The organism is Mesorhizobium sp. P2_E7 (assembly GCF_056403855.1).
The window spans coordinates 598470-624245 of record NZ_JBFUER010000001.1 but is presented as its reverse complement, the minus strand read 5'-3'; the positions used below and the strand labels follow the sequence as shown (position 1 = coordinate 624245).

The 25776-nt window shown below is 64.2% G+C and carries 23 protein-coding genes; 10 read left to right on the top strand and 13 right to left on the bottom strand.

Annotation, left to right across the window (positions count from 1 at the left end; genetic code table 11):
- The 5 genes from waaA to AC1DYC_RS03140 all read right to left on the bottom strand — a co-directional run bounded on the left by waaA (position 1) and on the right by AC1DYC_RS03140 (position 4554).
- Positions 1-1317 carry a lipid IV(A) 3-deoxy-D-manno-octulosonic acid transferase gene (waaA, locus tag AC1DYC_RS03160; protein ID WP_477403899.1) on the bottom strand — a complete coding sequence of 439 codons (1317 nt, stop codon included), beginning with the start codon at positions 1315-1317 and terminating at the stop codon, positions 1-3.
- Positions 1310-2104 carry a lysophospholipid acyltransferase family protein gene (locus AC1DYC_RS03155; RefSeq protein WP_477403897.1) on the bottom strand — a complete coding sequence of 265 codons (795 nt, stop codon included), beginning with the start codon at positions 2102-2104 and terminating at the stop codon, positions 1310-1312. The genes waaA and AC1DYC_RS03155 overlap by 8 nt, the downstream gene beginning before the upstream one ends.
- Positions 2105-2109: 5 nt before the next feature.
- The gene (locus AC1DYC_RS03150; protein WP_477403895.1) at positions 2110-2355 is read right to left on the bottom strand and encodes a DUF4170 domain-containing protein; all 246 of its coding nucleotides are present in this window, start codon (positions 2353-2355) and stop codon (positions 2110-2112) included.
- Between the two features lie 68 nt (positions 2356-2423).
- Positions 2424-3224 (bottom strand): 3'(2'),5'-bisphosphate nucleotidase CysQ, encoded by an 801-nt coding sequence (locus AC1DYC_RS03145; RefSeq protein WP_477403893.1) that lies wholly within the window; start codon positions 3222-3224, stop codon positions 2424-2426.
- Complete coding sequence (locus tag AC1DYC_RS03140; protein WP_477403891.1) at positions 3211-4554, bottom strand: TldD/PmbA family protein; 1344 nt, start codon at positions 4552-4554, stop codon at positions 3211-3213. The genes AC1DYC_RS03145 and AC1DYC_RS03140 overlap by 14 nt, the downstream gene beginning before the upstream one ends.
- A 429-nt stretch (positions 4555-4983) precedes the next feature.
- Here AC1DYC_RS03140 and AC1DYC_RS03135 point away from each other — a divergent pair, with 429 nt between their 5' ends.
- From AC1DYC_RS03135 to AC1DYC_RS03105, 7 genes are all read left to right on the top strand, one after another.
- Entirely contained in the window at positions 4984-6585 is a 1602-nt protein-coding gene (locus AC1DYC_RS03135; RefSeq protein ID WP_477408145.1) for an ABC transporter substrate-binding protein, read from the top strand.
- A gap of 138 nt (positions 6586-6723) precedes the next feature.
- Entirely contained in the window at positions 6724-7707 is a 984-nt protein-coding gene (locus AC1DYC_RS03130; RefSeq protein WP_477236473.1) for an ABC transporter permease, read from the top strand.
- Positions 7704-8606, top strand: a complete 903-nt coding sequence (locus tag AC1DYC_RS03125; RefSeq protein WP_477403889.1) for an ABC transporter permease — start codon at positions 7704-7706, stop codon at positions 8604-8606. Before AC1DYC_RS03130 ends, AC1DYC_RS03125 begins: the two co-directional genes overlap by 4 nt.
- On the top strand, positions 8603-9409 hold the full coding sequence (locus AC1DYC_RS03120) for an ABC transporter ATP-binding protein (protein ID WP_477403887.1): 807 nt from the start codon (positions 8603-8605) through the stop codon (positions 9407-9409). The genes AC1DYC_RS03125 and AC1DYC_RS03120 overlap by 4 nt, the downstream gene beginning before the upstream one ends.
- Entirely contained in the window at positions 9406-10344 is a 939-nt protein-coding gene (locus AC1DYC_RS03115) for an ABC transporter ATP-binding protein (protein WP_477403885.1), read from the top strand. Before AC1DYC_RS03120 ends, AC1DYC_RS03115 begins: the two co-directional genes overlap by 4 nt.
- Positions 10345-10356: 12 nt before the next feature.
- Positions 10357-10833: a GNAT family N-acetyltransferase gene (locus AC1DYC_RS03110; RefSeq protein WP_477403883.1), complete on the top strand. Its 477-nt coding sequence runs from the start codon at positions 10357-10359 to the stop codon at positions 10831-10833.
- A 27-nt stretch (positions 10834-10860) separates the two neighbouring features.
- Positions 10861-12870: a beta-N-acetylhexosaminidase gene (locus AC1DYC_RS03105; protein WP_477403881.1), complete on the top strand. Its 2010-nt coding sequence runs from the start codon at positions 10861-10863 to the stop codon at positions 12868-12870.
- A gap of 14 nt (positions 12871-12884) precedes the next feature.
- Here the strand turns inward: AC1DYC_RS03105 and AC1DYC_RS03100 are convergent, their stop codons facing one another.
- The 3 genes from AC1DYC_RS03100 to epmA all read right to left on the bottom strand — a co-directional run bounded on the left by AC1DYC_RS03100 (position 12885) and on the right by epmA (position 15852).
- Positions 12885-13385 (bottom strand): peptide deformylase, encoded by a 501-nt coding sequence (locus tag AC1DYC_RS03100; protein WP_477403879.1) that lies wholly within the window; start codon positions 13383-13385, stop codon positions 12885-12887.
- A gap of 6 nt (positions 13386-13391) precedes the next feature.
- The gene (locus AC1DYC_RS03095; RefSeq protein ID WP_477403877.1) at positions 13392-14597 is read right to left on the bottom strand and encodes an ROK family transcriptional regulator; all 1206 of its coding nucleotides are present in this window, start codon (positions 14595-14597) and stop codon (positions 13392-13394) included.
- A gap of 214 nt (positions 14598-14811) precedes the next feature.
- Positions 14812-15852 carry an EF-P lysine aminoacylase EpmA gene (epmA, locus tag AC1DYC_RS03090; RefSeq protein WP_477403875.1) on the bottom strand — a complete coding sequence of 347 codons (1041 nt, stop codon included), beginning with the start codon at positions 15850-15852 and terminating at the stop codon, positions 14812-14814.
- Between the two features lie 129 nt (positions 15853-15981).
- Here epmA and efp point away from each other — a divergent pair, with 129 nt between their 5' ends.
- The 3 genes from efp to AC1DYC_RS03075 all read left to right on the top strand — a co-directional run bounded on the left by efp (position 15982) and on the right by AC1DYC_RS03075 (position 18961).
- Positions 15982-16551: an elongation factor P gene (efp, locus tag AC1DYC_RS03085; RefSeq protein WP_142866998.1), complete on the top strand. Its 570-nt coding sequence runs from the start codon at positions 15982-15984 to the stop codon at positions 16549-16551.
- 69 nt (positions 16552-16620) lie between these two features.
- Positions 16621-18081 (top strand): phospholipase D-like domain-containing protein, encoded by a 1461-nt coding sequence (locus AC1DYC_RS03080; RefSeq protein ID WP_477403873.1) that lies wholly within the window; start codon positions 16621-16623, stop codon positions 18079-18081.
- 82 nt (positions 18082-18163) lie between these two features.
- Entirely contained in the window at positions 18164-18961 is a 798-nt protein-coding gene (locus AC1DYC_RS03075) for an endonuclease/exonuclease/phosphatase family protein (protein ID WP_477304553.1), read from the top strand.
- Between the two features lies 1 nt (position 18962).
- Here AC1DYC_RS03075 and AC1DYC_RS03070 read toward each other — a convergent pair whose 3' ends face one another.
- The 5 genes from AC1DYC_RS03070 to AC1DYC_RS03050 form a co-directional block, all read right to left on the bottom strand.
- Positions 18963-20942, bottom strand: a complete 1980-nt coding sequence (locus tag AC1DYC_RS03070) for a glycoside hydrolase family 127 protein (protein WP_477403871.1) — start codon at positions 20940-20942, stop codon at positions 18963-18965.
- Positions 20943-20985: 43 nt separating this feature from the next.
- Entirely contained in the window at positions 20986-21843 is an 858-nt protein-coding gene (locus tag AC1DYC_RS03065; RefSeq protein WP_477304557.1) for a carbohydrate ABC transporter permease, read from the bottom strand.
- Positions 21843-22766 carry a carbohydrate ABC transporter permease gene (locus AC1DYC_RS03060; RefSeq protein WP_477403869.1) on the bottom strand — a complete coding sequence of 308 codons (924 nt, stop codon included), beginning with the start codon at positions 22764-22766 and terminating at the stop codon, positions 21843-21845. Before AC1DYC_RS03060 ends, AC1DYC_RS03065 begins: the two co-directional genes overlap by 1 nt.
- 297 nt (positions 22767-23063) lie before the next feature.
- Positions 23064-24305: an ABC transporter substrate-binding protein gene (locus tag AC1DYC_RS03055; protein WP_477403867.1), complete on the bottom strand. Its 1242-nt coding sequence runs from the start codon at positions 24303-24305 to the stop codon at positions 23064-23066.
- 63 nt (positions 24306-24368) lie between these two features.
- Complete coding sequence (locus AC1DYC_RS03050) at positions 24369-25418, bottom strand: LacI family DNA-binding transcriptional regulator (RefSeq protein ID WP_477403865.1); 1050 nt, start codon at positions 25416-25418, stop codon at positions 24369-24371.
- Positions 25419-25776 lie beyond the last annotated feature (358 nt).

The following is a 25776-nucleotide window of genomic DNA, read 5'->3' as shown; positions in this document are numbered from 1 at the left end:
CTAGCGCCCGTCGGCGCCCTTCAGGCGCGACTTGACGATCAATGGCTGGATGTAAGGCTCGAGCGACTTCAGCGTGTGCGCCAACGCACCGCGCATCTGGTCGACGGTGGCGGCACCGGCCGCCATCATCTCATGGCGGGCGACTTCATTGCTCAACAGGAAATTGACGGCGCCGGCCAGCATGTCGCGGTCGCGCACCAGCTTGGCGCCACCGCTGTCGAGCAGGCGCTGATAGGCTTCGCGGAAATTCTGGACGTTGCGGCCGGCAAGCACCGCTGTGTCGAGCATCGCCGGCTCCAGCGGGTTCTGGCCGCCTTCCGACGTCAGCGAGCGGCCGACAAAGGCGATTTCCGTCAGCCGGAGATAAAGCCCCATCTCGCCGATCGTATCGCCAAGCAGGATATCGGTGTCGGCGGTGATCCGGTCGCCCTTGCTGCGCCGCGCCAGCTTCAGCCCCATGCCGGAAATCTGCGCGGCCAGCGCTTCGGCGCGGTCGGGATGACGCGGGACGATGATCGTCAGCAGGCCATGGTGGCGCTTGTAGAGCATGGCGTGAACTTCCGCCGCGACCACTTCCTCGCCGTCATGCGTCGAGATAGCTGCCCAGGTCGGGCGGCCGGCGATCTGGCGCTTCAGCGTCGCCAGCGCCCTTTCGTCAACCGGCGGCGGCAAGGTGTCGACCTTGAGGTTGCCGGACACGGTGACCGGCCGGGCGCCGAGCGCGCGAAACCGTTCGCCGTCGACATCCGACTGGGCAACGACATGGGCCAGGTTCTCGAACAACGCCTCGGCGATGTTGGCGCGCTTCTTCCAGGATTTGAACGAACGGTCGGACAGCCGGCCGTTGACCAGGACCTGCGGCACGCGACGGGCGCCTAGTTCCAGGATGGTCATCGGCCAGATCTCGGATTCGGCGATGATCGCCAGGTCCGGTCGCCAGTGATCGAGGAAGCGGCTGACCGCCGGTTTGAGGTCGAGCGGCACATATTGGTGGATGATGCGGTCGCCGAGCCGCTCGTCGGCGACCTGCGCGGACGTCACCGTGCCAGTCGTCAGCACGATGTTGACGCCGTAGTCGAGGATGCTTTGCACCAGCGGCACCACGGCGAGGGTTTCGCCGACGCTCGCGGCATGGATCCAGATCACCGGGCCTTCGGGACGCGGCCGCCCGGCAACGCCATAGCGCTCGCGGCTGCGGCTGCGGTCTTCCTTGCCCTGCGACGTGCGCCAGGCAACGTAAGGCCCGATCAGCGGATAGGCGGCCGCGCCAGCGAAGCGATACGCCGTCAGGAAGGCACGCGCCCAGCGCTCACTCATGGATGCCGTCCACGAGGCGATAGGCCTCGGCGGTTGCGGCATTGAGGGCGGTCGTGACTTCCTGGCGCTTGCGCTCCATTTCAGACTCATCGGCATCCGCCGCCACGAAGATCGGCGTGCCGATGGTCACCGCGGAACGGCCGAATGGCAGGTTGATGGTGGTTTTGTCCCAGCTCTTTTCCAGCACCTTGCGGCGGCTGGTGGCGATAGCGACCGGCAGGAGCGGCCGGCCCGAGAGGCGCGCCAGAAGAACGATCCCAAGCCCTGCGTCGCGCGGCGTACCATGGGGAATGTCTGCGATCATGGCGACGTTCTTGCCGGCGACGAGCGACTTTTTAAGGGCGATGAGCGCCTTGGCGCCGCCCTTGTCGAGATGCTTCGTGCTTTCACGCCCACCGGAACCGCGCACGGCCTCGATGCCGAACTTCTCCAGCATCAGCGCATTGAGCTCTGCATCAGCGCTGCGCGACACCATGGCGACCAGCGGCTTGCGCTTGGGATAATAGGCCGGCGTCAGCAGGTGCTGGCCGTGCCAAAGCGCGATGATACCGGGTTCGAACTCCGAATAGCCACCGGCCGAAAAGCGTGCCGATCCGGTGACCAGCGGGCTGGTCATGCGAACCAGCCGCACGTACTGGGCGAGCAGACTGGCAATGGCGTTTTTGACGAATCGCGACTGTGCAAGCGGTTCGCGTATCTTGCGCCAGAACGCCTTGGTCGTACGACTGCGGCCCCTAGCCGTGGGCGCGGCTTCATTCGCTGGCCCTTTCGCCAGATCATGATCCATCGAAGTCAACCGACCGCCTTATTTTCAGGGTCGAGCAGCCGGTGCAGATGAACGACGAAATAGCGCATATGGGCATTGTCCACGCTGGCTTGCGCCTTGGCTTTCCACGCGCTGTGCGCGGTCTGGTAGTCCGGATAGACGCCGACAATGTCGAGCGCGTCGAGATCGCGGAACTCGGTGCCGCCCAGCTTTTTCAGCTCGCCGCCGAACACCAGGTGCAAAAGCTGTTTCTTTCCGTCTTCCGCGGCCATTTCGGTCCTTCACATATTGTGAGTTTGTGACAGGTCTAGACCAAAGCTGTCGACTTTGGAACCTTCGATCACGCTTCCGTACCGGCAATGACGCCGGCAAGCACGGTGAGCAGCTCGCCGCTGCCGGCGACCAGGGCTCCGTGACGGATCACCTCGCCGGCATAAAGCGGCGCACGGCCATGCCCGTCGAGCACGGCGCCGCCGGCTTCGCGCAAGATAAGATCGGCGGCGGCAATATCCCAGTCATGCGCGTTGGGCTTGACGAAGGTGGCATCGAGCGTGCCGTTGGCGACCATCGCCAGCCGGTAGGCGAGCGAGGGAATATGAGCCGCGCGCTGCACCCGGCCCTGCCATTCCGCCGGCATCAGGTCGATCAGCTGCTTCAGCCCGCCGATCTCGACCGTCTCGGCCGGACGGCGTACGGCAATCGGCTGGCCGTTGCGGAATGCGCCATGGCCGGGCAGCGCCCAATAGGTTTCGTCCTTGGCCGGGCATTCGAGCACGCCGGTGAGTGTGCGGCCATTTTCGACCACGGCGACGCTGACGCACCAGGAGCGCAGGCCTTCAAGGAAGCCGCGGGTGCCGTCGATAGGATCGACGACAAAGGTGCGGCGTGCCGAGAGCCGCGCCGGGTTGTCGGTCGTTTCCTCCGACAGCCAGCCATAATCCGGCCGCGCCGCAAGCAAGGTCTGCCGCAGATAGGCGTCCGCCGCGTGGTCGGCCTCGCTGACCGGCGAGGTGCCGCCCTTCATCCAGACTTGCGGGTTTTTACCGAAATAGCGCATGGCGATGGCGCCGGCTTCGCGGGCGGCATTGCGCAAAAGCTCGAGGTCTTCCGCAGCCGATATGACCGGGTCAGGCGCCGGCAAGGGTCATGCCTTCGATCAGCAGCGTCGGTGAGGCGGTGCCGAAATTGCGGTCGAGGTCGTTCGCCGGCACCATGTTGAGGAACATCGTCTTCAGATTGGAGGCGATGGTCACCTCTGCCACCGGATAGGCAAGCTCGCCATTGTCGATCCAGAAGCCGGATGCGCCGCGGCTGTATTCGCCTGTAACCATGTCGACGCCCTGGCCGAACACTTCGGTGACATAAAAGCCTGATTTCAGCGACTTGATCAGATCTTCCGGCGTCCTTTCGCCCGGCTCGATGGCGAGATTGGTCGATGACGGCGACACCGAGGAGCCGCCGCGCGCACCGCGTCCGTTGGTGGTCAGCCCCAATTCACGGGCAGCCGAGGTCGACAGGAACCAGTGCTTCAGCACCCCGTTTTCGACCATCAGCAGCTTTTCGCCCTCAACGCCTTCGCCATCGAAGGGCCGCGAGGCCTGGCCGCGACGCCGAAGCGGCTCGTCGGTCACGGTGATGGCAGCCGATGCAACCTGCTTACCCATCATCTCGCGCAGAAAACTGGTCTTGCGCGCCACGGAAGCACCATTGATAGCGCCTGCGAGATGGCCGGCAATGCCACGTGCGACGCGCGGATCGAACACCACATTGACCGGGCCGGTCGCCGCCTTGCGGGCGCCGAGGCGGCGCACGGCGCGCTCGCCGGCCTTGCGGCCGATCAGTTCCGGCGCGTCGAGATCGGAAAAATGCTGGTGCGACGAATATTCGTAGTCGCGCTCCATGCCGGTGCCCTCGCCGGCAATCACGCTGGCCGAGCGCGAAAAGCGCGAGGCGACATAGTGACCGACGAAGCCGTTCGACGTCGCGAGCACCAGCCCACCCAACCCGGCGCTGGCGCCGCTGCCTGCCGAATTGGTGACTCCCTTAACGGCAAGCGCTGCCTCTTCGGCGGCCAGGGCCGCTTCCTTCAGCTGGTCGGCCGAAATTTCGGTGGCGTCGAACAGATCGAGGTCGCGCACCTTGCCGACCAGCAAAGCCGGATCGGCAAGACCCTGATAGGGATCCTCGGGCGAGACTTTCGCCATCGCCACGGCACGCTCGGCCAGTGCCTTGGGGTCCGACGCCGCCGTCGCCGAGACGCTCGCCACCCGGTTGCCGACGAAGACGCGCAGCGAGACATCGTCGCCTTCGGAGGATTCGGTGTTCTCGACCTTGCCCAGCCGCACCGACACGCCAGTCGAACGGCCGCGCACGGCAACCGCGTCGGCGGCATCGGCGCCGGCCCGTTTTGCAGCCTCGACCAGTGCCGAGACGCGGTCGGTCAATTTCGCTGCCTCTGATGTATCGGTCATGCGCATGGTCCTGGCTTCAAGCCGCGCCGGGCGGTGGCGGCTGCTGCACCATCTATTGTCCCGCTGCGGCTTGTGCAATGGCGCACGGGTAATTGCGCCGCTGCGGCATAGCGCCCGAGCAGAACGCAAAACCCATCTTCATCGCCGCGCTCGCAGCCCGGGCCAAGGCGATGGTGATGCGCGCAGGCAAGGCTGCCAACTTTCTCGAAACCGCAGCCCTTTCCACAGGACGCAGGGTTGACGCCCGCTTTCGCCTACCATTAAATCAATTTGATTTACATCATACACCAGTCTGCTCAGGGAGGAGAAAAGATGCTCGGTCGTGTGCAATCGTTCAACCACTTGATATCAGGGCGTAAGCGGTTCAGCCGGCGCCGACTTTTGGCTTTGGGCGGCGCGGCTCTTGCCTCGATCGCCCTCGCCTCGGGCATGAAGCCGGCAGCGGCCGAATCCGTGCTCGCCATGCATATTGAGGAGCAGACGAGCTGGGTTCAGAACTTCAATCCGTTCGATCTTGGCGGCCGCCGCCAAAGCACGATGGATTTCGTCTACGAGCCGCTGGTCATCTTCAACGACTATGATGGCGGCAAGCCGATCTTCCGGCTGGCGACGGGCTACAAATTCTCCGATGACCTGAAGTCGATCACCTACACGCTGCGCGACGGCGTCAAATGGTCCGACGGCCAGCCGCTGACCTCGGCCGACATGAAATACACGCTCGACCTGATGCTCAAGAACAAGGCCGTCGATATCGTCGGCGTCAGCGAAAGCGTGGCTTCGGTTGAGGCGCCCTCGCCGACGGAAGTGAAGATCACGCTGAAGGACGTCGACACGCATTTCCCCGAATCGATGGCCGATTTCTCCATCGTGCCGGAGCACATCTGGAAAGATATCGCCGACCCGCTCACCTTCAAGAACGAGAAGCCGGTCGGCTCCGGCCCGATGACCGAGATCCGCCGCTTCACGCCGCAGGTCTATGAGCAATGCCGCAACCCGAATTATTGGGACGCAGCCTCGCTGCATGTGGACTGCCTGAAGCTGCCGCAGATTGCCGGCAACGACCAGATGCTGGCGCTGTTGCCGGAAGGCACGATGGACTGGATCGGCTCCTTCCTGCCCGAGATCGACAAGACCTACGTCGCGCTCGACAAGGACCACAATGGCTACTGGCAGCCGCCGGCGGAAACCATCGCCTTCGAGATGAACTTCAAGACCGCCAATCCGGGCCTGGCCGAAGCCTTCGGCGACATCAATTTCCGCCATGCCTTCAGCCTGGCGATGGATCGCACGGCGATGGTCGACATTGCGGGCTTTGGCTATCCCGTCGTCAACCTGCACGCCAGTGGCCTGCCGCCGCGCTTCGACGCCTGGCGCAACAAGGCGGCCGAAGGCGACAAGGATGTGTGGATGGCCTATGATGTCGACAAGGCCAACAAGGTGCTTGACGACGCCGGCTACAAGAAGGGCGCCGACGGCATGCGCACCACGCCGAAGGGCCAGCCGATCGCCTTCGTCATCATCGTTCCGAATGGCTGGACCGACTGGATCGACGCCGTGCAAATCGCGACCGAGGGCCTGCGCAAGATCGGCATCAATGCATCTGTCGCCACGCCGGAATACGAGCAGTGGCAGAAGCAACTCCTGGACGGGTCTTTCGACGCCGTCATGAACTCCCGTCCCGACGGCCCGACACCGTTCCGCGGCTACTACCAGACGCTGTCGACGGCGTTCGCCGGACGCATCGTCCACGCCGACTCGCGCTACTCCAATCCCGAACTCGACAAGGTGTTCGACGCCTACCGCAAGGCAACCACGGATGAGGAGCGCAAGAAGCTGTTCGACCAGGTGCAGTTGATCATGGCCGACGACTTCCCTGTGGTGCCGGTGTTCAACGGCCCGACATGGTACCAGTATTCGACCAAGCGCTTCACCGGCTGGGTGACCAAAGACGAGCCGGTGATGAACCCCGAGAACCACGACAACAACCGCATGCGGTTGATGCATCTCCTGCGGCTGAAGCCGTTGCAATAAACAGCAAAGCCGCCCTTCCCCTCTCGATTGTGAGGGGAAGGTGGCGCGATTTGCACGGGCAGGCGAAGCGGATCAGGATACTCTCCTGTTCGCACTGCTTGTCACACCGGTCGAAACGGAGACCAACGGGGAATGACGATGCGGATACCTCTTCGGCGGCTGGGCGTTTATTTCGCCGCCTTCCTGTTTGCCGTCGTCGTAAACTTCACGCTTCCCAGGCTGATGCCTGGCAGCCCGGTGGACTCGATGATCGCGCAGCTTGGGCCGCGCGCCACGCCCGCGGCCATCGAGGCGATCAAGGCCCGGTTCGGCGCCGTGCAGCAGCCCGTCTGGCTGCAGTTCGTCGACTACATCAAAGGGCTGGCCACCTTCGATCTCGGCGTCTCGGTGAAATACTATCCGCAGACGGTCACCCAGGTGCTGGCGAGGTCCGCCGGCTGGACGGCGCTGCTGATCACCTGTGCCATCATTTTTTCCCTCTGCGTCGGCGTCTCCCTCGGTGCAGTGGCAGCCTGGCGGCGGGGCGGACGTTTCGATGCGTTCGTCTCGCCGTTCTCTGTCGTTTTGAAAGCCATTCCGCCCGTCATCTTCGCGCTTGCGGCGCTGTTCACCTTCGGCGTGGCGTTGCGTTGGTTTCCGGTCGGCTATGCCTATAATCCTGATCTCGATCCGGGGCTCAACTTCACCTTCTTCGGCAGCGTGTTCTGGCACGCCGTCCTGCCGGTGCTGACTCTGTCGCCTCTGATGATCGGCGAGTTCCAGACGACGATGCGCTCCTCGATGATCTCGGTGCTCGGCGAGGACTATGTCACCATGGGCCGCGCCAAAGGCCTGTCGGAGACGGCGGTGATGTTCTCCTACGCCGCGCGCAACGCCATGCTCCCGGTTCTGACCAATCTGGCGCTGATGCTGGGCGCGGTGTTCGGCGGCTCGATCGTCACCGAGATCGTCTTCAACTATCCCGGCCTCGGCCTGACGTTGTTCACAGCGAGCGTGGCGCGCGACTATCCGGTCATCCAGGGCCAGCTTCTGTTGATGACGTTGGCGACGCTCGGGGCCAATCTCCTGGTCGACATCATCTATGGCGTGGTCGACCCGCGCGTCAGCGAGGAGCGGGCATGAGGTTCGGGCTGCAACTCCTGCTCCGGCAAAAGAAGGCGGTCGCCGGCTTCATCATCGTCGCAGCACTTTGCCTGATGGCGCTGGCAGCACCCATCCTGGCGCCGAACGATCCCGGCGCGCGCGTCGGCCGCTCGCATCAGCCGCCGACGGTCGAGCATTATTTCGGCACCACCAAGATGGGCCGCGATGTCTACAGCCAGTTCGTCTGGGGCGCCCGCTCCTCGCTCGCTGTCGGCTTCGCCACAGGCCTGGCCATTACAGCCCTTGGCACGGTGATCGGCCTCATCGCCGGCTATTTCGGCGGTCGTATCGACGCAACGCTCGACCTTGCCACCAATGCGGTGCTGGTCATTCCCAACATCCCGTTGCTTATTCTGCTGGCGTCCTTTGCCGGGACAGTCGGGCCGATCACCATCATGACGATCATCACGCTGACCTCCTGGCCATGGGGCGCGCGCATGACGCGAGCGCAGATGATGGGGCTGCGCAACCGTGAATTCGTCACCGCCGCACGCATGGTCGGCGAGCCTTCATGGCGCATCATCTTCGTCGAGATCCTGCCCAATCTTGTGCCGCTGATCGGCATCAACATCGTCGGCTCGATCATCTACGCCATCGTTGCGCAGACCACGCTCGAATATCTCGGCTTCGGCGATCCGCTCAATGTCACCTGGGGCACCATGCTCTACAACGCGCAGAATTCGTCGGCGATCATCGTCGGCGCCTGGTGGGACATCGGCGCGCCGGCCCTCGGCATCGCGCTCGTCGGGCTAGGGCTAGCGCTGCTCAATTTCACCTTCGACGAGATCGCCAACCCGCAGCTGCGTTCAGGCCCGGCGCTGTCGCGCTGGCTGCGCCTGACGCGCCTGCGCAAGCGCGAACTGGAGGCGGCACGGTGAGCGGGCCCCTGCTGCAAGTCCGCGACCTCAGCGTCGACTATCTGCTCGAAAAGGGCGCCTTCCGCGCGGTGAAGAACGTGTCGTTCGACATCGGCCGCGGCGAGCTGTTTGGGCTCGCCGGCGAATCCGGCTGCGGCAAGAGCACCATCGCCTACGCCATTACGAGGCTGGCCAAATCGCCGGCCTGGGTGGCGGGCGGCGAGATCCTGCTCGACGGCCAGGACCTTTTGAAACTGACCGAAGCAGCACTTCAGAAGGTGCGCTGGAGCCGCATCGGCATGGTGTTCCAGAGTGCGATGAATTCACTCAATCCGCTGATGCGAGTCGAGGACCAGTTTCATGACGTGCTGCGCCGGCACAACAGCTTCAGCCGCGCGCAGTCGCGGGCACGCGCCGAGGCGATGTTCAAGCTGGTCGGCATTGCCGCCAACCGGCTGCGCGACTATCCGCACCAGTTCAGCGGCGGCATGCGCCAGCGCATCGTCATTGCCATTTGCCTGGCGTTGGAACCGGAACTGATCATCATGGACGAGCCGACGACGGCGCTCGACGTGGTGGTGCAGCGCGAAATCCTCGAACAGGTGATCGACCTGCAGCGCAGCCTCGGCTTTTCCGTGCTGTTCATCACCCACGACCTGCATCTGATGTCGCAACTGTGCAACCGTATCGGAGTGATGTTGAAAGGCGAACTGGTGGAAGTCGGCGACGTGCAACAGGTCAGCCACGCACCCAAACATGAGTATACGCGCAAGCTGTGGAGCGCGATCCCGCAACTGCCGGCGCGGGCGCGAGTAGCCGTATGAACGCACTCCCCTCCTCGCTCTCGGCAGTGGTCAACGCCGAACCCCTGATTACCCTCGACGGGATCAAACGCAGCTTCGGCCTTGTGCAAGCGCTGCGCGGAATCACGCTGTCGCTGCGGCCTGGCCGGGCGCTGGCGCTGGTTGGCGAATCCGGCTGCGGCAAGACCACTTGCGCCCGCATCATCGCTCGCATGGACCATCCGACCGCGGGCACGCTCTCCTTTCGCGGCCGCGACGCGACCAAAGCCGGCACCGCCGAGGAAGAGCGCGCCTATCGCCGCGCCGTACAGATGGTGTTTCAGGACCCGTTCGCTTCACTCAACCCGGTGTTCACCGTCTATCACCACCTATCACGGCCGTTGGCGCTGCATGGCCATGCCAAGGGCAAGGCGGCACTGGTAAAAGGCGTATCGGAGCTGCTCGCCGGCGTCGGCCTCGATCCCGAGTTGACGGCACACAAATTCCCGCACGAGCTGTCGGGCGGACAACGCCAGCGCGTCAACATCGCCAGGGCGCTCGCCGTGCAGCCGGAAGTGCTGGTCGCCGACGAGCCGACCTCGATGCTCGACGTCTCGATCCGGCTCGGCGTTCTCGACCTGCTTGCCCGCATCAAACGCGAAAAGAGCCTGGCAATGCTCTACATCACGCATGATATCGCCACCGCCGCCCATGTCGCGGAGGACGTCATCGTGATGTTCGCCGGACAGATGGTCGAATGGGGCGCAACGAATGCCGTCATCGGCGATCCGCGCCATCCCTATACGCAGCTTCTGCTGTCGGCCGTGCCTGACCCCGACCGTCCCTTCGTGCCCGGCGACAGCGCGCGTTTCCTTGGCCATGCCGAAGAGGTGCGGCAGCGCTCGCGACCGGCATCCACAGTCGTGGACCAGGTCGGCCCCGACCATTTCGTGCGCGCGCTCGGCGCGGCTTCGTAGACGGATTTCAAGATGGACTATCTGGTCAACCTCTCCTTGCTTGGACCTGACCCCCCCCTCGACGCGCGCGTGGCCAAGGGCGGCGTCATCATCCGACGCGCGCTCGCCCCGGAATACGAGTTGGTCACCGACTGGGTCCGACGCAAGTTCAGTTCCGGCTGGGCCGGCGAGACGGCTGTTTCGATGATGCGCCAGCCGCCGACCTGTTTTCTGGCGACCCACGACCAAAAGCTGGTCGGCTTTGCCTGCCATGAATCGATCGCCCGCGGTTTTTTTGGCCCCACCGGCGTCGACGAGGCGGTGCGCGGCCAGGGCATCGGCCATGCGCTGCTGCTGGCCTCTCTGCTCGATCTCAAAACCATGGGCTACGCCTACGCCATTATCGGCGATGTCGGTCCGTCCGAATTCTACGAACGCACCGTCGGCGCGACGCAAATCCCCAATTCGGAGCCCGGCATTTATGCCGGCCTCTTGAAGTCGGCCGACTGACCTTTCACGCTTACACATGAGATTGCCATGACCGAGAGACTTGCCCTGCGGCTGGAGAGTTTTTGGACGCCCGCATCCGACAACCAGGCGCTGGCCTATTCGCTGAAACTCACGAACGCCTCGAAGCAGGCGCTCAAGAATTTCCGGCTCTGCATCAGCGGCCCGGCACGGATCGACCCTGCAGCGGCCGTCGAAGGCGCAACGCTGGTCGAGCGGCTATCGAACCACGCCGAATTCGCGCCGCCCGCCGGCTTCGTGCTCGAACCAGGTGCGGCCTGGACATTGACCGCGCGGGGCCTGAGCTACCCGTTGCGCCACTGGACGGACGGCGCGACCGGCGCGTACGTCGTGCTGGCCGACGGCAGCGTCCAGCGCCTTTCCGTCGAGCCGACCAAGGCCAAAGGCGACAACGCCCCGCTGAAGCGCGGCGCCGAGCCCTATCCGGTGCCGGCAGTGGCGCCCGTTCCGATCTCAGTAATCCCCTGGCCGCGCCAGGTTGAGGTGTCCGGCGCCCTGCCCGTGCCGGCCGGCGTCGACCCGAGGCATGATGGCGAAGAAGCCAAGGCCGCGACAGCCGCTTTCGCCGAGCTGAGCGCCAGGCTGTTTCCGGTCGAAGGTCTTGTGCGCCCGGCGGCGGAAGGCGGCTTTCCTGTCCTTCTCTCCCGCAAGGAGGGCTTTGGGCCCGAAGCCTACGCAATTGATTTCACGGCCGATGCGGCGACGGTTTCCGCGTCGACACGCACGGGCTTCCTCTACGCGCTGATCACGCTCGGCCAGATCTTGCGTGGCGCCAGGCAGCATCCAGCAACCTTTGTCTTCCCCGCGCAGGGAGAAATCCGCGACGAGCCGTCGATGGGTTGGCGCGGCTGCCATCTCGATACGGCACGTCAATTCTACGCCTCGGCCGAGATCGAGCAATTCCTTGCCATTTTCGCCTGGAACAAGCTCAACCGCTTCCATTGGCATCTGTCCGACGACGAGGCCTGGCGGGTCGAAATATCGGCCTATCCGCAACTCACCAGCATCGGTGCCTGGCGCGGCCATGGTCTGCCGATCCCTTCGCTGCTGGGATCGGGCCCCGGCAAGACCGGCGGCTACTACACCAAGGCGGTGATCCGCGAGATCGTCACGCTGGCCGGCCGGTTCGGCATAGAAGTGGTGCCTGAGATCGATGTGCCCGGCCATTGCTACGCCATGCTCAAGGCTTTGCCGGAGCTGCGCGACCCCGGCGAACACGGCGAGTATTTTTCCGTGCAAGGGTTTCCCAACAACTGCCTCAACCCGGCGCGCGAGGAAACATATCAAGTGCTCGAAACGATCTTCGACGAGATGATCGAGCTGTTCCCGTTCAAGGCGATCCATGTCGGCGCCGACGAAGTGCCGATCGGTGCGTGGTCGGGCTCGCCGCAGGCGTTGAAACGACTTGGCGAACTCGGCGGCGAGGCGCTGGCGCAGTCGCACGCCAAGCGGCTCGGCGTGGTGACCAACACGCATGGCGCCGACGAGATCGATGGCTCGGGCGCAGCGGTGCTGCAAGCCCAGTTCCTCAAGCGCATCCAGACCTTCCTGGCATCGCGAGGCTGCATCACCGGCGGTTGGGAGGAAGCTGCGCATGGCAATGTCATCGACAAGACGAAGTGCTACCTCAATGGCTGGCGCAACGTTGAGGTTTGCGCGGCACTGGCTGGCGAAGGCTACGACATCGTCGTCAATCCGGGACAGGTGTACTACCTCGACATGGCCAACAGCCAGGAATGGTCGGAACCGGGTGCCGCTTGGGCCGGCTGGTCGTCGCCCGAAAAGCTTTACGGCTTCAATCCCGTCGGAGGCTGGAGCGAAGCACAGAAGATGCATTTCCTCGGCGTGCAGTGCTGCATCTGGTCGGAGCCGATGACCGACCGTGCCGTCTTCGACCGGCTGGTCTTCCCCCGTCTTTCAGCCCTTGCCGAAACCGGCTGGACCACGCCGGAGCGAAAATCATGGGAGCGGTTCAGTGCGCTCGCCGGGCTGATGCCGGTTCTTTACGGGTTGTCCTAGCGCCGGACGTCAGCTCAGGAAGCTCTCATCCGCTTGTCGTAGCGCTTGATCAGGCGGTCGCGCTTCAGGCGCGACAGCTTTTGCGTCCAGAAGATGCCGTCGAGCTGATCGATCTCGTGCTGGTGGCAGACCGCCAACAGTCCATCGGCATCCTCGAAACGCTCATTGCCGTCGAGATCCTGATAGCGAATACGCACGCTTGCGTGTCGCTCGATCTCTTCGGTGACGCCGGGCATCGAAACACTGCCTTCGGTATGACGGATCATTTCTGGCGAGGCCTGGATGACAGACGGATTGACATAGATTCCCGGCTTTGGCGCATCAGGCAGCTGGATCACGACCAGGCGTTTCAAAATGCCGATATGCGGGCCGGTGATGCCGATACCGGGCGCCGCGTGCATGGTGTCGATGAGGTCGTCCGCCAGGCTCGACAATTCACCGTCGAACACCCGTATTGGCTCCGCGACAGCACGCAGGAGCGGATTGGGAAATCTTATGATCGATCGAACCGCCATAAGACCTTAGCCGAACGGTTTCTGCAGCACGTCGAATTGCGGGTTGGTTTCCGAAAAAATCGGCAAGGCGGCGGCACCGAGGACAGACGTGTCCTTGCCGGCCGCACCCACGAGCACGCGCGGCGTGGCGCGGGCGCTGGTCGCGCTGACGGAGAGGTGAAGCGGCTCCAGCCGGCTGGCCAGCGCCTCGATCACCGGCAGCGGCATGAAGCCGCCGAGCACCACGGTTTCGGGGTCGAGCGCCAGTTCCAGCACATCGATCGCCTGGCGCAGCGGCTCGACGGCGTCCGTGATCCAGGCGTCGAGGCGGCTGTCGCCCTTGGCCAGCAATTCCTCGAGCAGTTCGGGCGAAGCATGATCGGGGTCGGGCAAATCGAGCGCCTCGTAGGCGGCACGCAGCGATATATAGCGCTCCAGGCAGCCGCGCTTGCCGCAACCACAGGCAAGGCCGCCCGGCCGCACGATGATGTGGCCGATCTCGCCGGCATTGTGCCGGCTGCCCTTGTAGAGATGGCCGTTGAGGAACAGCCCGGCGCCGAGACCGGTACCGATGAACAGATAGACGAAACTGTCGAGGTTCTTGGCAACGCCGTAGAGGCGTTCGCCGATGGCCGCGGCAGTGGCGTCGTTTTCGACCATCACCGGAATGCCGGTCAGCCGCTGCAATTCTTCGGCCACCGGAAAATCGTGCCAGCCCGGCAGCGCCGTCGGGCCGACAGAGGTCAGGCCCTCGACGCCGAACGGACCGGGCATGCTCATGCCGATGCCGAGCAGCCGTGTCCGGTCCAGTCGCGAGGTGGCGATCAGTTCGGCGGCGATGGCCGCCAGCAATGGCATGGCCTCGGCAGGCGTCGGCCGGTCGACCGGTCTTTCGACGCGCGCGCGCGTCGTGCCGGAGAGATCGGTGACGACGCCGACGGCAAGCTGATGGTCAAGCTGCAGGCCGATCGAATAGCCGCCATCGGGATTGATCGAATAGGGCACCGCCGGCTGGCCGCGCGCGCCCTTCAGCGTCGCCTCCGGGCGCAGCAATTCGGTCCGCTCAAGCTCCTCGACGATGTTGGAAATGGTCTGCGACGACAGCGCCGTCAACCGCGCGATCGACGCCCGCGACAGGGCGCCGTTGGTTCGGATCGCCTCGATCACCACGCGCCTGTTGTGCGACTTGGCCTGTTCGAGATTGGTGCCGGAGATGGCTTTTCTGGATGTCATATGTCTTGTTACCGGGCTCCATAATCATAGAATACCACTTTAGAAAATCAAGTTGATTTAATTTATGGCGCATGGAATCCTACCGGGCATGATCGGCATCATTTCACAACGAACTGTGGGGTTCCGATAGTCCCGCTTTCCACCGCCAATCTACTGGCGCGCGGCGCAGCCAGAAGCAGCCGCGCAAGGGCGGATAGCCGGCCCTCGCCCGCCCTCAGGCCACCGGCGTCCAGATCACGTCGTCGATCCGGGCCGCGCCCGTCGCCAGCATTACCAGCCGGTCGAAGCCGAGCGCCGAGCCGCTGGCTTGCGGCATGAGTGCAAGCGCGGCGAGAAAATCCTCGTCGAGCGGATAGCGCTCGCCATAGACGCGCTCTTTCTCGTCCATCTCGGCGGCGAAGCGCCGGCGCTGCTCGGCCGCGTCGGTGAGTTCACCGAAAGCGTTGGCGAGCTCGACGCCGCAGCAATAGAGCTCAAAGCGTTCGGCGACGCGCGGGTCATCGGCGCTCGGCCGGGCAAGTGCTGCCTCCGAGATCGGATAACCATAGAGAATGGTGGCGCGCCCCTGCCCCAATACCGGTTCGACCTTTTCGACCATCACGCGGCTGAACAAATCGGCCCAGTTGTCATCCTCGGCGGTGCGCAGGCCAGCCCTCACCAGCGCCTCATGGAGCGCCTCGCGGTCGGTGGTACCATCGGCGGCCACCGTGGCGAGCAGGTCGATGCCGGCATGGCGTTGGAAGGCGTCCGCCACGCTCAGCCGCTCGGGCTCAGCAAACGGATCGGCCTCGCGGCCGCGAAAGCTGAAGCGCTTGTTTCCCGCCCGCTCGGCCGCCAGCGCCAGCAGTGCACCGCAATCCTCCATCAGGCTCTCATAGGTTTCGCCGACCCGGTACCATTCGAGCATGGTGAATTCGGGATGGTGCAAGGGACCGCGCTCGCGATTGCGCCAGACCGCTCCCAGGCTGAAGATGCGCCTTTCGCCGGCGGCGAGCAGCTTCTTGCAAGCGAATTCCGGCGAGGTGTGTAGATAAAGCCGCCGGCGCTCGCCATCAGAACCGATCGCCTCGGTGGCGAAGGCTGAAAGATGCGCCTCATTGCCGGGCGAGATCTGTAGAGCCGCCGTCTCGACCTCGATGAAATCGCGCTCGCCGAACCAGTTGCGCATGGCAGCCGCAATACCGTTGCGCGCGACCAGCCGCGGCCGGCGGTCGGCGTGAACGTCCGGCGTCCACCAGGGTGAGGCCTCGGTCATGGCTTTGCCGGGCAACGGAATTGCTGACAGGGCTGGCGGTTCGCGCCAAGATGCGCTACGGCGACGGCTCTCGCAGCCGATTTGCGCCGAACAATCGTTTCAGGCCAACGAAGTCTAGGATTGAAAACCGTGGTGAAGGTCATCGCCAGTTCCCTGCGTAAAGGCAACGTCGTCGACAAGGACGGCAAGCTTTACGTGATCCTCTTTGCCGAAAACATCCACCCTGGCAAGGGCACGCCGGTCACCCAGCTCGACATGCGCCGCATCTCCGACGGGGTGAAGGTTTCGGAGCGTTACCGCACCACCGAACAGGTCGAGCGCGCCTATGTCGAGGACCGCGAGCACACCTTCCTCTACGCCGATGGCGAAGGCTATCACTTCATGAATCCGGAGAGCTACGACCAGGTCGCGGTATCGGAAAGCGTGGTCGGTGACATGGCGCCCTACCTGCTCGAAGGCATGGCGGTGCAGATATCGCAGTTCAACGGCATCGCGATTGCCCTGGTGCTGCCGCAGCGCGCCACCTTCGAAGTGGTCGAGACCGAGCCGACGACCAAGGGCCAGACGGCATCGTCGTCCTACAAGCCGGCGGTGCTGTCCAATGGTGTGCGCACCGCAGTTCCCCCGCACATCGCCCCCGGCACCCGCGTGGTGGTGATGACGGCCGACGGCTCCTATGTGGAGCGGGCGAAGGACTGAGGCGAGCGCGTCAGTCCTAGTTAGTCCCTTGCATTGCCTTCTGCCGCCGCTGGCTCGATAGTCCTGCCGATGTGGCAGACTTTTGTGACCTACTGGCCTCTGATCCTCGTGATCATTCCGATGCTGATGGCCGCTATCGGCATCGTCCACGCCATCATGACCAAGGAAGACGTCCGCGCCGCCACCGGCTGGGTGGGCGTGATGATCTTGTCGCCGTTCCTTGGCGCCATCATCTATGCCATTGCCGGCATCAACCGCATCCGCCGCGCCACGATCAGCGCCATGCGGCCCGTCGCCGGTGAAGCCGAGACAGCCAAACATGATCGCGACATTGCGCTCGAAGCGCTCATCTCAGCCGAATTCGGTCAGCGCTTTGCCGGCCTGAAGACCTTGGGCGACAGGGTGGCGCGGCGTGGCCTGCTTTCGGGCAACGCAATCGCCATGCTGAGGACGGGCGACGACGCCTACGCGGCCATGCGCAAGGCGATCGACGGCGCACAGCGCAGCGTCCTGCTCGAGACCTACATCTTCGACAATGACGAAATCGGGCAGCGTTTCGTCGAATCGCTGGCCGGCGCGGTCCGGCGCGGCGTCACCGTACGCGTGCTGATCGATGCCGTCGGCGTGCGCTATTCAGTGCCCAGCATCCTCGCGATTCTGCGGGAAGCCGGCGTCACCGTCGATCTCTTCAACGGCAACATCGTCATGGGCCTGAGACTTCCTTATGCGAATTTGAGAACCCACAGAAAAATCCTGATCGTCGACGGCGCGGTGGCATTCACGGGGGGCATGAACATCCGCAAGGGATTCTCGGCCGAATTCGCTGGCGCCGACACCTCGGCGGATACGCATTTTCAGGTCACCGGACCGGTCGTGGCCGACCTGTTTGCGGTTGCCGCCGAAGACTGGCGCTTTGCCGGCAACGAAGCCCTGAAGGACGCGGTCTGGCAGGTCGAAAAACCCTTGCCGCCTCCCGGTCAGCCAATCCTGGTGCGAGCCGTGGCGTCGGGGCCGGATTCCAGCATCGAAACCAACCACAAATTGCTGATGGGGGCATTTTCGGTCGCCCGCAAATCGATCCGCATCATGTCGCCCTATTTCCTGCCGGACCGGGAATTCATCAGCGCGCTGACCACGGCGGCGCGGCGCGGCGTCGAAATCGACATCGTCGTGCCGGCGGTCAACAATCTCTTCCTGGTCGGCCGCGCCATGACGGCACAATACGACCAGGTGTTGAAGCATTATTGCCGGGTGTGGCGCCACGAAGGGTCATTCGACCATTCGAAGCTGCTGTCAGTCGATGGCGTCTGGGCCTATGTCGGCTCCTCCAACCTCGACGCCCGGTCGCTCAGGTTGAATTTCGAGATCGACCTGGAGGTGCTGGATGCAGGTTTTGCCGCCGAGATCGAAGCGCGCATCGGAGCGGCAATCGCATCGGCCAAACCCGTCACACTCGCAACGCTGAAAGCGCGGCCATTTGTCATCCGTGTCTTTGACCGGTTGCTATGGCTGGGATCGCCCTATCTCTAATGCATATCGCTCAAAAGTGGTCCCGGTTTTGAGAGAACGATATGCATTAAACAAGGAATCAGGACAGATTGAACGCAGGCCCATGGACATAAACGGACGCAGCCTTCCTGAGACCGTGCTCCTGTCGATCCGCGGCAGGAAAGCGCGCAAGGCGAACGCGACGCCGCGCAAGCGCGTCGACGGCGCCCAGATGGTGGTCGCTTCCTACAATGTCCACAAATGCATCGGCACCGACCGCAGGTTCGACCCCGAGCGGACAGCGCGCGTCATTCGCGAGATCGGCCCCGACGTCATTGCTTTGCAGGAAGCCGACAACCGCTTCGGCGACCGCGCCGGGCTGCTCGACCTTGCCCGGATCGAACACGAAACCGGGCTGGTGCCGGTGCCGGTTTCGGGAAACGGCAAGGGCCATGGCTGGCGCGGCAATGTGCTTTTGTTCAAGCGCGGCACGGTGCGCGACGTCCACCAGATCAAGCTGCCGGGCCTGGAGCCACGCGGCGCGCTGGTGGCCGAGATCGACCTCGACGAAACCCGCACGCTGCGGGTCATTGCCGCGCATCTCGGCCTGTTGCGCCGCTCGCGCTCCGAGCAGGCCCGCGTCGTGCTCGACATTATGAGCAGCCAGGATGAACGGCCGACCCTGCTGCTCGGCGACCTCAACGAATGGCGACTGGGCAACCGCTCGGCGCTGAAGACGCTGCACACAACCTTTGCCACGCCGCCGGCCGTACCGACTTTTCCCTCAGGCCTGCCGGTGCTGGCGCTCGACCGCATCATGGCCAACCGGCACGGCATGGTGTCGTCCGTGGAAGCCCACGACACACCGCTGTCGCGGGTTGCGTCCGATCACCTGCCGCTGACGGCGTTTGTGAGTTTGTAACTCACCCGTCCCGCAGCCATACCACCATCTCGCCGGGGTCACGATTGTCCCAGGCATAGTAGGGAACCGCCGTGAGCCTGATCTCCTCCTGGGCCGGCGGCTCGCTTCTATAGAGACCGTTCTCCCAACCTTCCGCCGCCTCGCGGTCGACCGTGGCCGAAAGCGTGACGACGCCGCCGAGCAGGTTCGGTTCCGGGTGTGCTTCTATCCTGGCCGTGCGCGGCAAGCTGATGCGGTGCAGTTGGCCAGGATTGTCTGTTTCCTCAACGCAATAGATCAGCGGGCCGCGCGACAGCGCGACACGGCCGATATCCTGGCGCACCTGCGGATTGGCGAACAGGCGCGAGATCGACATGTCGAGGTCGAGTTCGACGCGGTCGCCGTTTTGCCACTCGCGCCGGATCGCTGCGTAGCCATCGTTCGACGCGGCATCGAGGTCGACAGGCGCACTGTTGACCTTCAGCGTCGCCTTACGGCACCAGGACGGCACGCGCAGATGCAGCGTGAACTCCACGGGGGCATCCGGCTCGACCCGGATCGAGACCGCGCCATCCCAGGGATAATTGCTGGTCTGGACGAGGCTGACCGGCGTGCCCGCGATGTCGAAACGCGCCGTCGAGTCGCCATAGAGGTGGACAGCCAGCGCATCGTCGGCCAGGCTGTAGAAATAGCTGCCGATCGACGCCACCATGCGGCCGATATTGGGCGGGCAGCAGGGGCAGCGGTGCCATTTCCAGCGATTGTGCTTGCCCCGGCTTTCCAGCGGGTTTTCGTAGAAGAACAGCGAGCCGTCGAGCGACAGGCCGGAGATCGAGCCGTTGTAAAGCGCGCGCTCCATCATGTCGGCGTAGCGGGCGTTGGGACCCATGCCGAGCATGCGGCTGGCCCAGAACACCAGCCCTACCGAGGCGCAGGTTTCGGCATAGGCGGTCTCGTTGGGCAGGTCATAGTCGCTGGTAAAACCTTCATTGTGGGCCGAGGGGCCGAGGCCGCCGGTGACGTAGAGGCTTTTGGTGGTGAGATCGTCCCAGAGCCGGTCGAGTGCTACCCGTAGCGTATCGTCACCATATTCCGTGGCGATGTCGGCCATGCCGGAATAGAGGTACATCGCCCTGACCGCATGACCGACGACCTTGTCCTGCTCGCGCACCGGCCTGTGCGACTGATTGTATTCGTAGGTCTTGAAATGATAGGCCTTCGGGTCGGCGCCGCGGGCGCGCGCCTCCTCGTCGAAGTAGTGCGGCTGCTGGCCGCGCTGGTCGATGAAGTATTTCGCCAGGTCCATATATTTCTGCTCGCCAGTCGCCCGCGCCAGCTTGACCAGCGCCAGCTCGATCTCCTCATGGCCGCAATAGCCCTTCTGCTTGCCGGGCTCCGGCCCGAACCTGTCGGCAATATGGTCGGCATAGCGGCATAGGATGTCGAGCAGCTTGCGCTTGCCGGTGGCCTGGAAATAGGCGACCGCGCCCTCGATCAGGTGACCGGCGCAGTAGAGCTCGTGGCAGTCGCGCAGATTGGTCCAGCGCAGGCCGGGCTGGATGCGCTGGTACCAGGAGGACAGATAGCCGTCGGGCTGCTGCAGCTTTTCGTACATGTCGATGACGGCGTCGATGTTTTTCTCCAGCCGCTCGTTGCGGCGGCGGTAGAGCGAATAGGCGGCGGTCTCGATGGTCTTGCCCCAGTCGGAATCCCAGAACATCTGCGTCGTCACCGTCGAGCCGGTGAAGCCAGGCGTGGCCGCCTCGTCGGGCGACGGCGAATGGAAGGGGATGACGAGCCCGGGCGACGGCCGGTCCGGATCGATCTGCTCCAGCATGCGGGCTTCGACGCAGCGCTCGTAGAGGATGTCGGCGGTGCGCGACGCCACCGCATCGACGCGGTCGCCCCAGAAGCCGCGCACGTCGACCTGCGGCACCGGCAGCGGGCGGAAGGCGAGGCTCAGTTTGCCGGTCTTCCGGGCGGCGGATTTGTGTGCGGTCATCGGCTGGCTCCGTTCGATTTCGTCATTGTCATTTCACTGCGGGTCATTTCACGGCGCCGGCCATCAGGCCGCGTATGTAGAAGCGCTGCAGCAACAGGAAGAGGATGAGGCAAGGCACCATCATCACGGTGACGCCGGCCTGCACGGCGCCCCAGTCGATGGCGCCGAAGCGGCCGGACTGAAGTGCGGTCATCATGATCGGCAGCGTGAACTTGGACTGGTCGGTCATCAGCACCAGGGCGGCCAGGAACTCGTTCCAGGCGCCGAGGAAGGCGAACAGCGCGATGGTGACGATGCCGGGCCAGACCAAAGGCAGCATCACCTTCAGCAGCATGGTGAGATTGTTGGCGCCGTCCATGCGGGCGGCCTCCTCGATCTCGCGCGGCACCGCGTCGAAGGCGTTGCGCATCATGAAGATCGAGAACGGCAGCTGCAGCGTGACATAGACGAAGACCAGCCCGGTCAGCGTGTTGTGCAGGCCGACCTTGGTCAGCACCAGGAAGATCGGCGTCAGGATCGACTGGAACGGGATCATGATCGTCGACAGGATGACGACAAAGAGCAGGTCCTTGAACGGAAAGCGGAAGCGCGAGAAGCCGTAGCCGGCAAGCACGCTGACGATCACGGAAAACACCACCGTCATGACCGAGACATAGATGCTGTTTTGCGCCGGCAGCCACAGCCCGTCGCCGAAAGTGTTGAGCGTGCCGTAGTTCTCGACCGAGAAGCCGGTGGTCGGCCAGGGCGGCAGCGGCGGCAGGCGCGCCTCCTGCGACGGCTTGAAGGCCGACAGCACCGTCCAGACGATTGGCGCCAGGAACAGCACCGAGGCGATCATGCCGGTCGCGTGCTCGGCGATGCCGAGGCGCAAGCGGCTGTTGCGGCTTCTTGCCTGCGCCATCAGTCGACCCCCTCGGGCTTGCGCAGCAGCCAGAGCTGGAACGTGCTGAGCGCGACCAGGATGGCGAGCAGGATCATCGACAATGCGGCGCCATAGCCCAGCTTGAACGACACGAAGGACTGGTTGAAGATCCAGTAGACGGCGGTCAGCGTCTGATTGCGCGGGCCGCCGCGCAGGATGATGTAGAACTGGTCGAAGGCGAGGATGGAGCCCGCCACCGACAGGATCAGCGCCAGCGCCAGGGTGCGGCGCATCAGCGGCAGCGTGATGGCGCGAAAGCGCGCGAACGGCCCTGCCCCATCGATCATCGCCGCCTCCTGCAGATCGGTCGGGATCGACTGCAGGCCGGTCATCAGGATGATCATGGTGAAGCCCGCCACCTTCCACACGACCATGGCAATGATCGACCAGAAGGCCGGCTGGAAGGTGGCCAGAAGGTTGAATTTCTTCCCGGTCAGGCCGAGGTCGAAGGCGGCCGGGCTGAACAGGCCGGAATCGACATTGAGCAGCCACGACCAGAGCAGGCTGGCCGAAGCAAAGCCGATGACAGCCGGCATGAAGAAGGACGTGCGGTAGAAGCCGGTGAGCCGCCGGGGACGCTCGATGAACAGCGCCAGCGGAAAGGCGACGGCGAAGATCGCGATCGTCACCACCACCGTGTAGAGGCCGGTGAAGCGCAGCGCGTTCCAGAACCTGGTGTCGCGCAGGATCGCCCAATAATTATCGAGGCCGATGTAGCTGTGCTCACCCATCAGCGGCCAGTTGTGCAACGACATCCACGCCGTCATGCCGAGCGGGATGATGAAAAAGACAACCACCAGCGCCACGGCCGGCGCGACATAGAGCAGGCCGATCCACTGCCGGCGCCCGGCGCCGACCAGTTTTCTGGCACGTGGCGGGGTGATGGTTGCGATGGCGGTCATAGGCGATGCTCTTGCTTTGCTCTCCCCTTGTGGGGAGGGAATTTCAGCTTGGGTTCCTCGCCCCCGCCAGAGGCGGGGGAGAGGTGGCCGCGAAGCGGCCGGAGAGGGGGCGATCGTAGGGCGCAGCCCCCTCTCCGTCTCGGCTTCGCCGAGCCACCTCTCCCCCACTTCGTGGGGGCGAGGAACCCAAGCTGGACAGATGCGATGTCCGGCCGCCCGTCCAGGGAGACGGACGGGCGGCCGGATCAGGACCTCGGACGGCAGGGCGTTGCACCACCGCTGCCGTCTCGTCAGCCCTTATTTCTGCGGCGCCTGGTCGATGATCGACTGCATGGTCTCCTGGGCGTTCGCGATCGCACCGTCGACATCGTCGCCGAAAAAGACCTCGTTGACCATTTGCGTCCACGGGCCGTTGGCGGAGTTGATCAAATCGTTGAACACCACCGAATAGGGCGTGCGGCCCTTGGCCATCGCCTCGGCGGCGATCTGGTAGCGCGGGTCGAGATTCTTCAGCGCCTCCTTGGCGATGTCGCCGCGCACCGGCAGGCTGCCGTATTTCGCCAGGATGGTCTGGCCCTCCAGCGAATACGCGAAGTCGAGAAACTCCTTCACCACGGCGAGCTTCTTGGTGCCCTTGGTGACGACGAAATTGTCGCCGCCGGCGAAGGATGACCAGCCGGCATCCTTGCCCGGCAGAAAGGTGACGCCGTAATCGACATTGGGATACTGCGTGTTGAGGGCGCCGATGGCGAAGGCGCCGGACGGCGAAATGCCGATATTGCCGGCGGCAAAGGCAGCAAAGAAGTTGGAACCGGTATCGGTTTGCGCGCCGGCCGGCACCAGATCCTTCTTGACCATCGACCGGTACAGGTCGATGGCGCCGCGCAGTTGCGGGCTGTCCAGCGTCGCCTTGGAGCCGTCCTCGGAGAGGATGTCGCCGCCCGAGGCCCAGACCAGCGGCGTGAAGGTGAAGATGTTGCAGCCGCCGCAATTGCCGGAGAAGTAGAAACCCTTGATGTCGCCTCCGAGCGCGTTGACCTTCTCGGCGTCGGCTTCGATTTCGGCCCAGTTGGTCGGGCCCTTTTCAGGGTCGAGCCCGGCCTGCTTGAACAGCTTCTTGTTCCAGATCAGCACCGAGCTATCGGCCGAGAACGGCAGGCCGTAGATGCGGCCCTTGTAGGTGCCGGTCTTGACGTGCGCCGGCGACAGGCTGGCGAAATAGGGCAGCGACTTCGCCCAGTCGGTGATGTCTTCCAACTGGCCGGCGGCGGAAAAGGCCGGCGTGTAGATCAGGTCGAGCGATAGCGCGTCGGGGGCGGTGCCGCCGGCGGCCGCGGCGCCATATTTCGGAATGATCTCGGCATTGGGGATGATGTCGAGCTTGATCTGGTTCTCATGCGCCTTGTTAAAGGCATCGACGATGCGCGGCATGAAATTCGAGCCGTCGGCGCGGACCCAGATATTGGCCGTGTCGGCGGCAAAGGCGGGCAGAGCAAAGATGCTCGCGGCGAGCGCGAGCCCGGCAATCATGGTCTTCATGGTTCTCCTCCTCATGGTTCTGTTCTCCTCCCTATTGCGGCGCAGATCGCGCCGTGCATTCTCCTAGCCGCCAGGTGGACGGCCGCATGACTGACGCACCACCAGCCGGCACGGCAGTTTTCGGATGCCCGGCGCGGCTGGTTGGCCGCCGACGAGCGAAAGCAGCGCCAGCCCGGCCTCGCGGCCAAGGGTTGACAGGTTCATGTCGACCGAGGTCAGCGGCGGCCGCGTCGCCTCGGCCACGATCTCCCAATTGTCGAAGCCGATGACACCGACATCGCCGGGCACGCTGATGCCGCGCTCGCGCAGCGCATCGATGACGCCGCGCGCGATCTGGTCGTTGCCGCAAAAGATGGCGTCGGGTTTCTCCGCCCTGCCCGCTCTGCCGTCGAAAAGTTTGCCGACCGCCTCATGCCCCCAGGCTTCCGACCAGGCGCCGAGCAGCGGCTCGGCAACCGGCAGGCCATGCTCGGTCAGCACCTCGCGATAGGCCCGCGCCCGCTCATGCACGACGGCGAAGCTCGCGGGACCGCTGACATGGGCGATGCGGCGGCGCCCGAGCCGGCAAAAATGCTCGACCGCCAGCCGCGCGCCGCCGGCGTCGTCCGAGACAAAAGCGATGGCGCCGGGATCGGGCTGGCTGAAGGCGTAGATCACCGGCACGCCGAGATTGGCGAGGTCGACCGGCAGATGGCGGTCGATGCGCTTGCCGCTCGCGATGATGCCATCGATGCGCTTGTCCAGCATCGCCTCGACATGCAGCTGCGCCAGCCGCGGATCGTCCTCGACATTGCACATGAACACCGAGACGCCGGCATCGACCAGCGCATCCGAAATGCCCGACATGACCGGCAGCGAAAAGCGGCCATAGGTGTCGTTGGTCAACAGGCCGACGGTAAAGGAGCGCCGCCGCAGCAGGCTCTGCGCCAGGCTGTTGGGGCGAAAGCCAAGCCGCTGCGCCGTCTCGCGAATACGCTGCCGCGTCTCGGCCGTCATCCGCCCCTGCCCGTTCAGCGCTTTTGACGCCGTGGCCACACTGACGCCAGCCATCGCCGCCACCTGACGCAGGGTGACGGGTTGTTTGGCGGGCGGTGGCGACGTATCGGATGCCATTTTGCGGGTGTCGGTCCTCGGTTTGGGAAAAGGTTTTCTCTTGCTGGCCTGTGGCGTGTCGAATTGGGGGATCGACGGGCGCTGCGGGTTTGGGAAAAGGTTTTCTCAGAGGGAGACTAGGATGAGAATTTGGGGATGGCAAGGGGGGATTATGGCCATCTAGTGAAGTACGGAACCATTGACGCCCGCACCGTGTTGCACACGGGTACCACCGACGCGCACAAGATGTTTACCCGGCTCCGGTGCCAAGGCTACCTCTACCGGGCCGATAATTCGCGGGGCACTTACTGGTACCCAACCGCTCCGGTCAAAGCTGCTTTCGGATGCACTACTGGACGGTTAAGCGGCCGGGAGAACG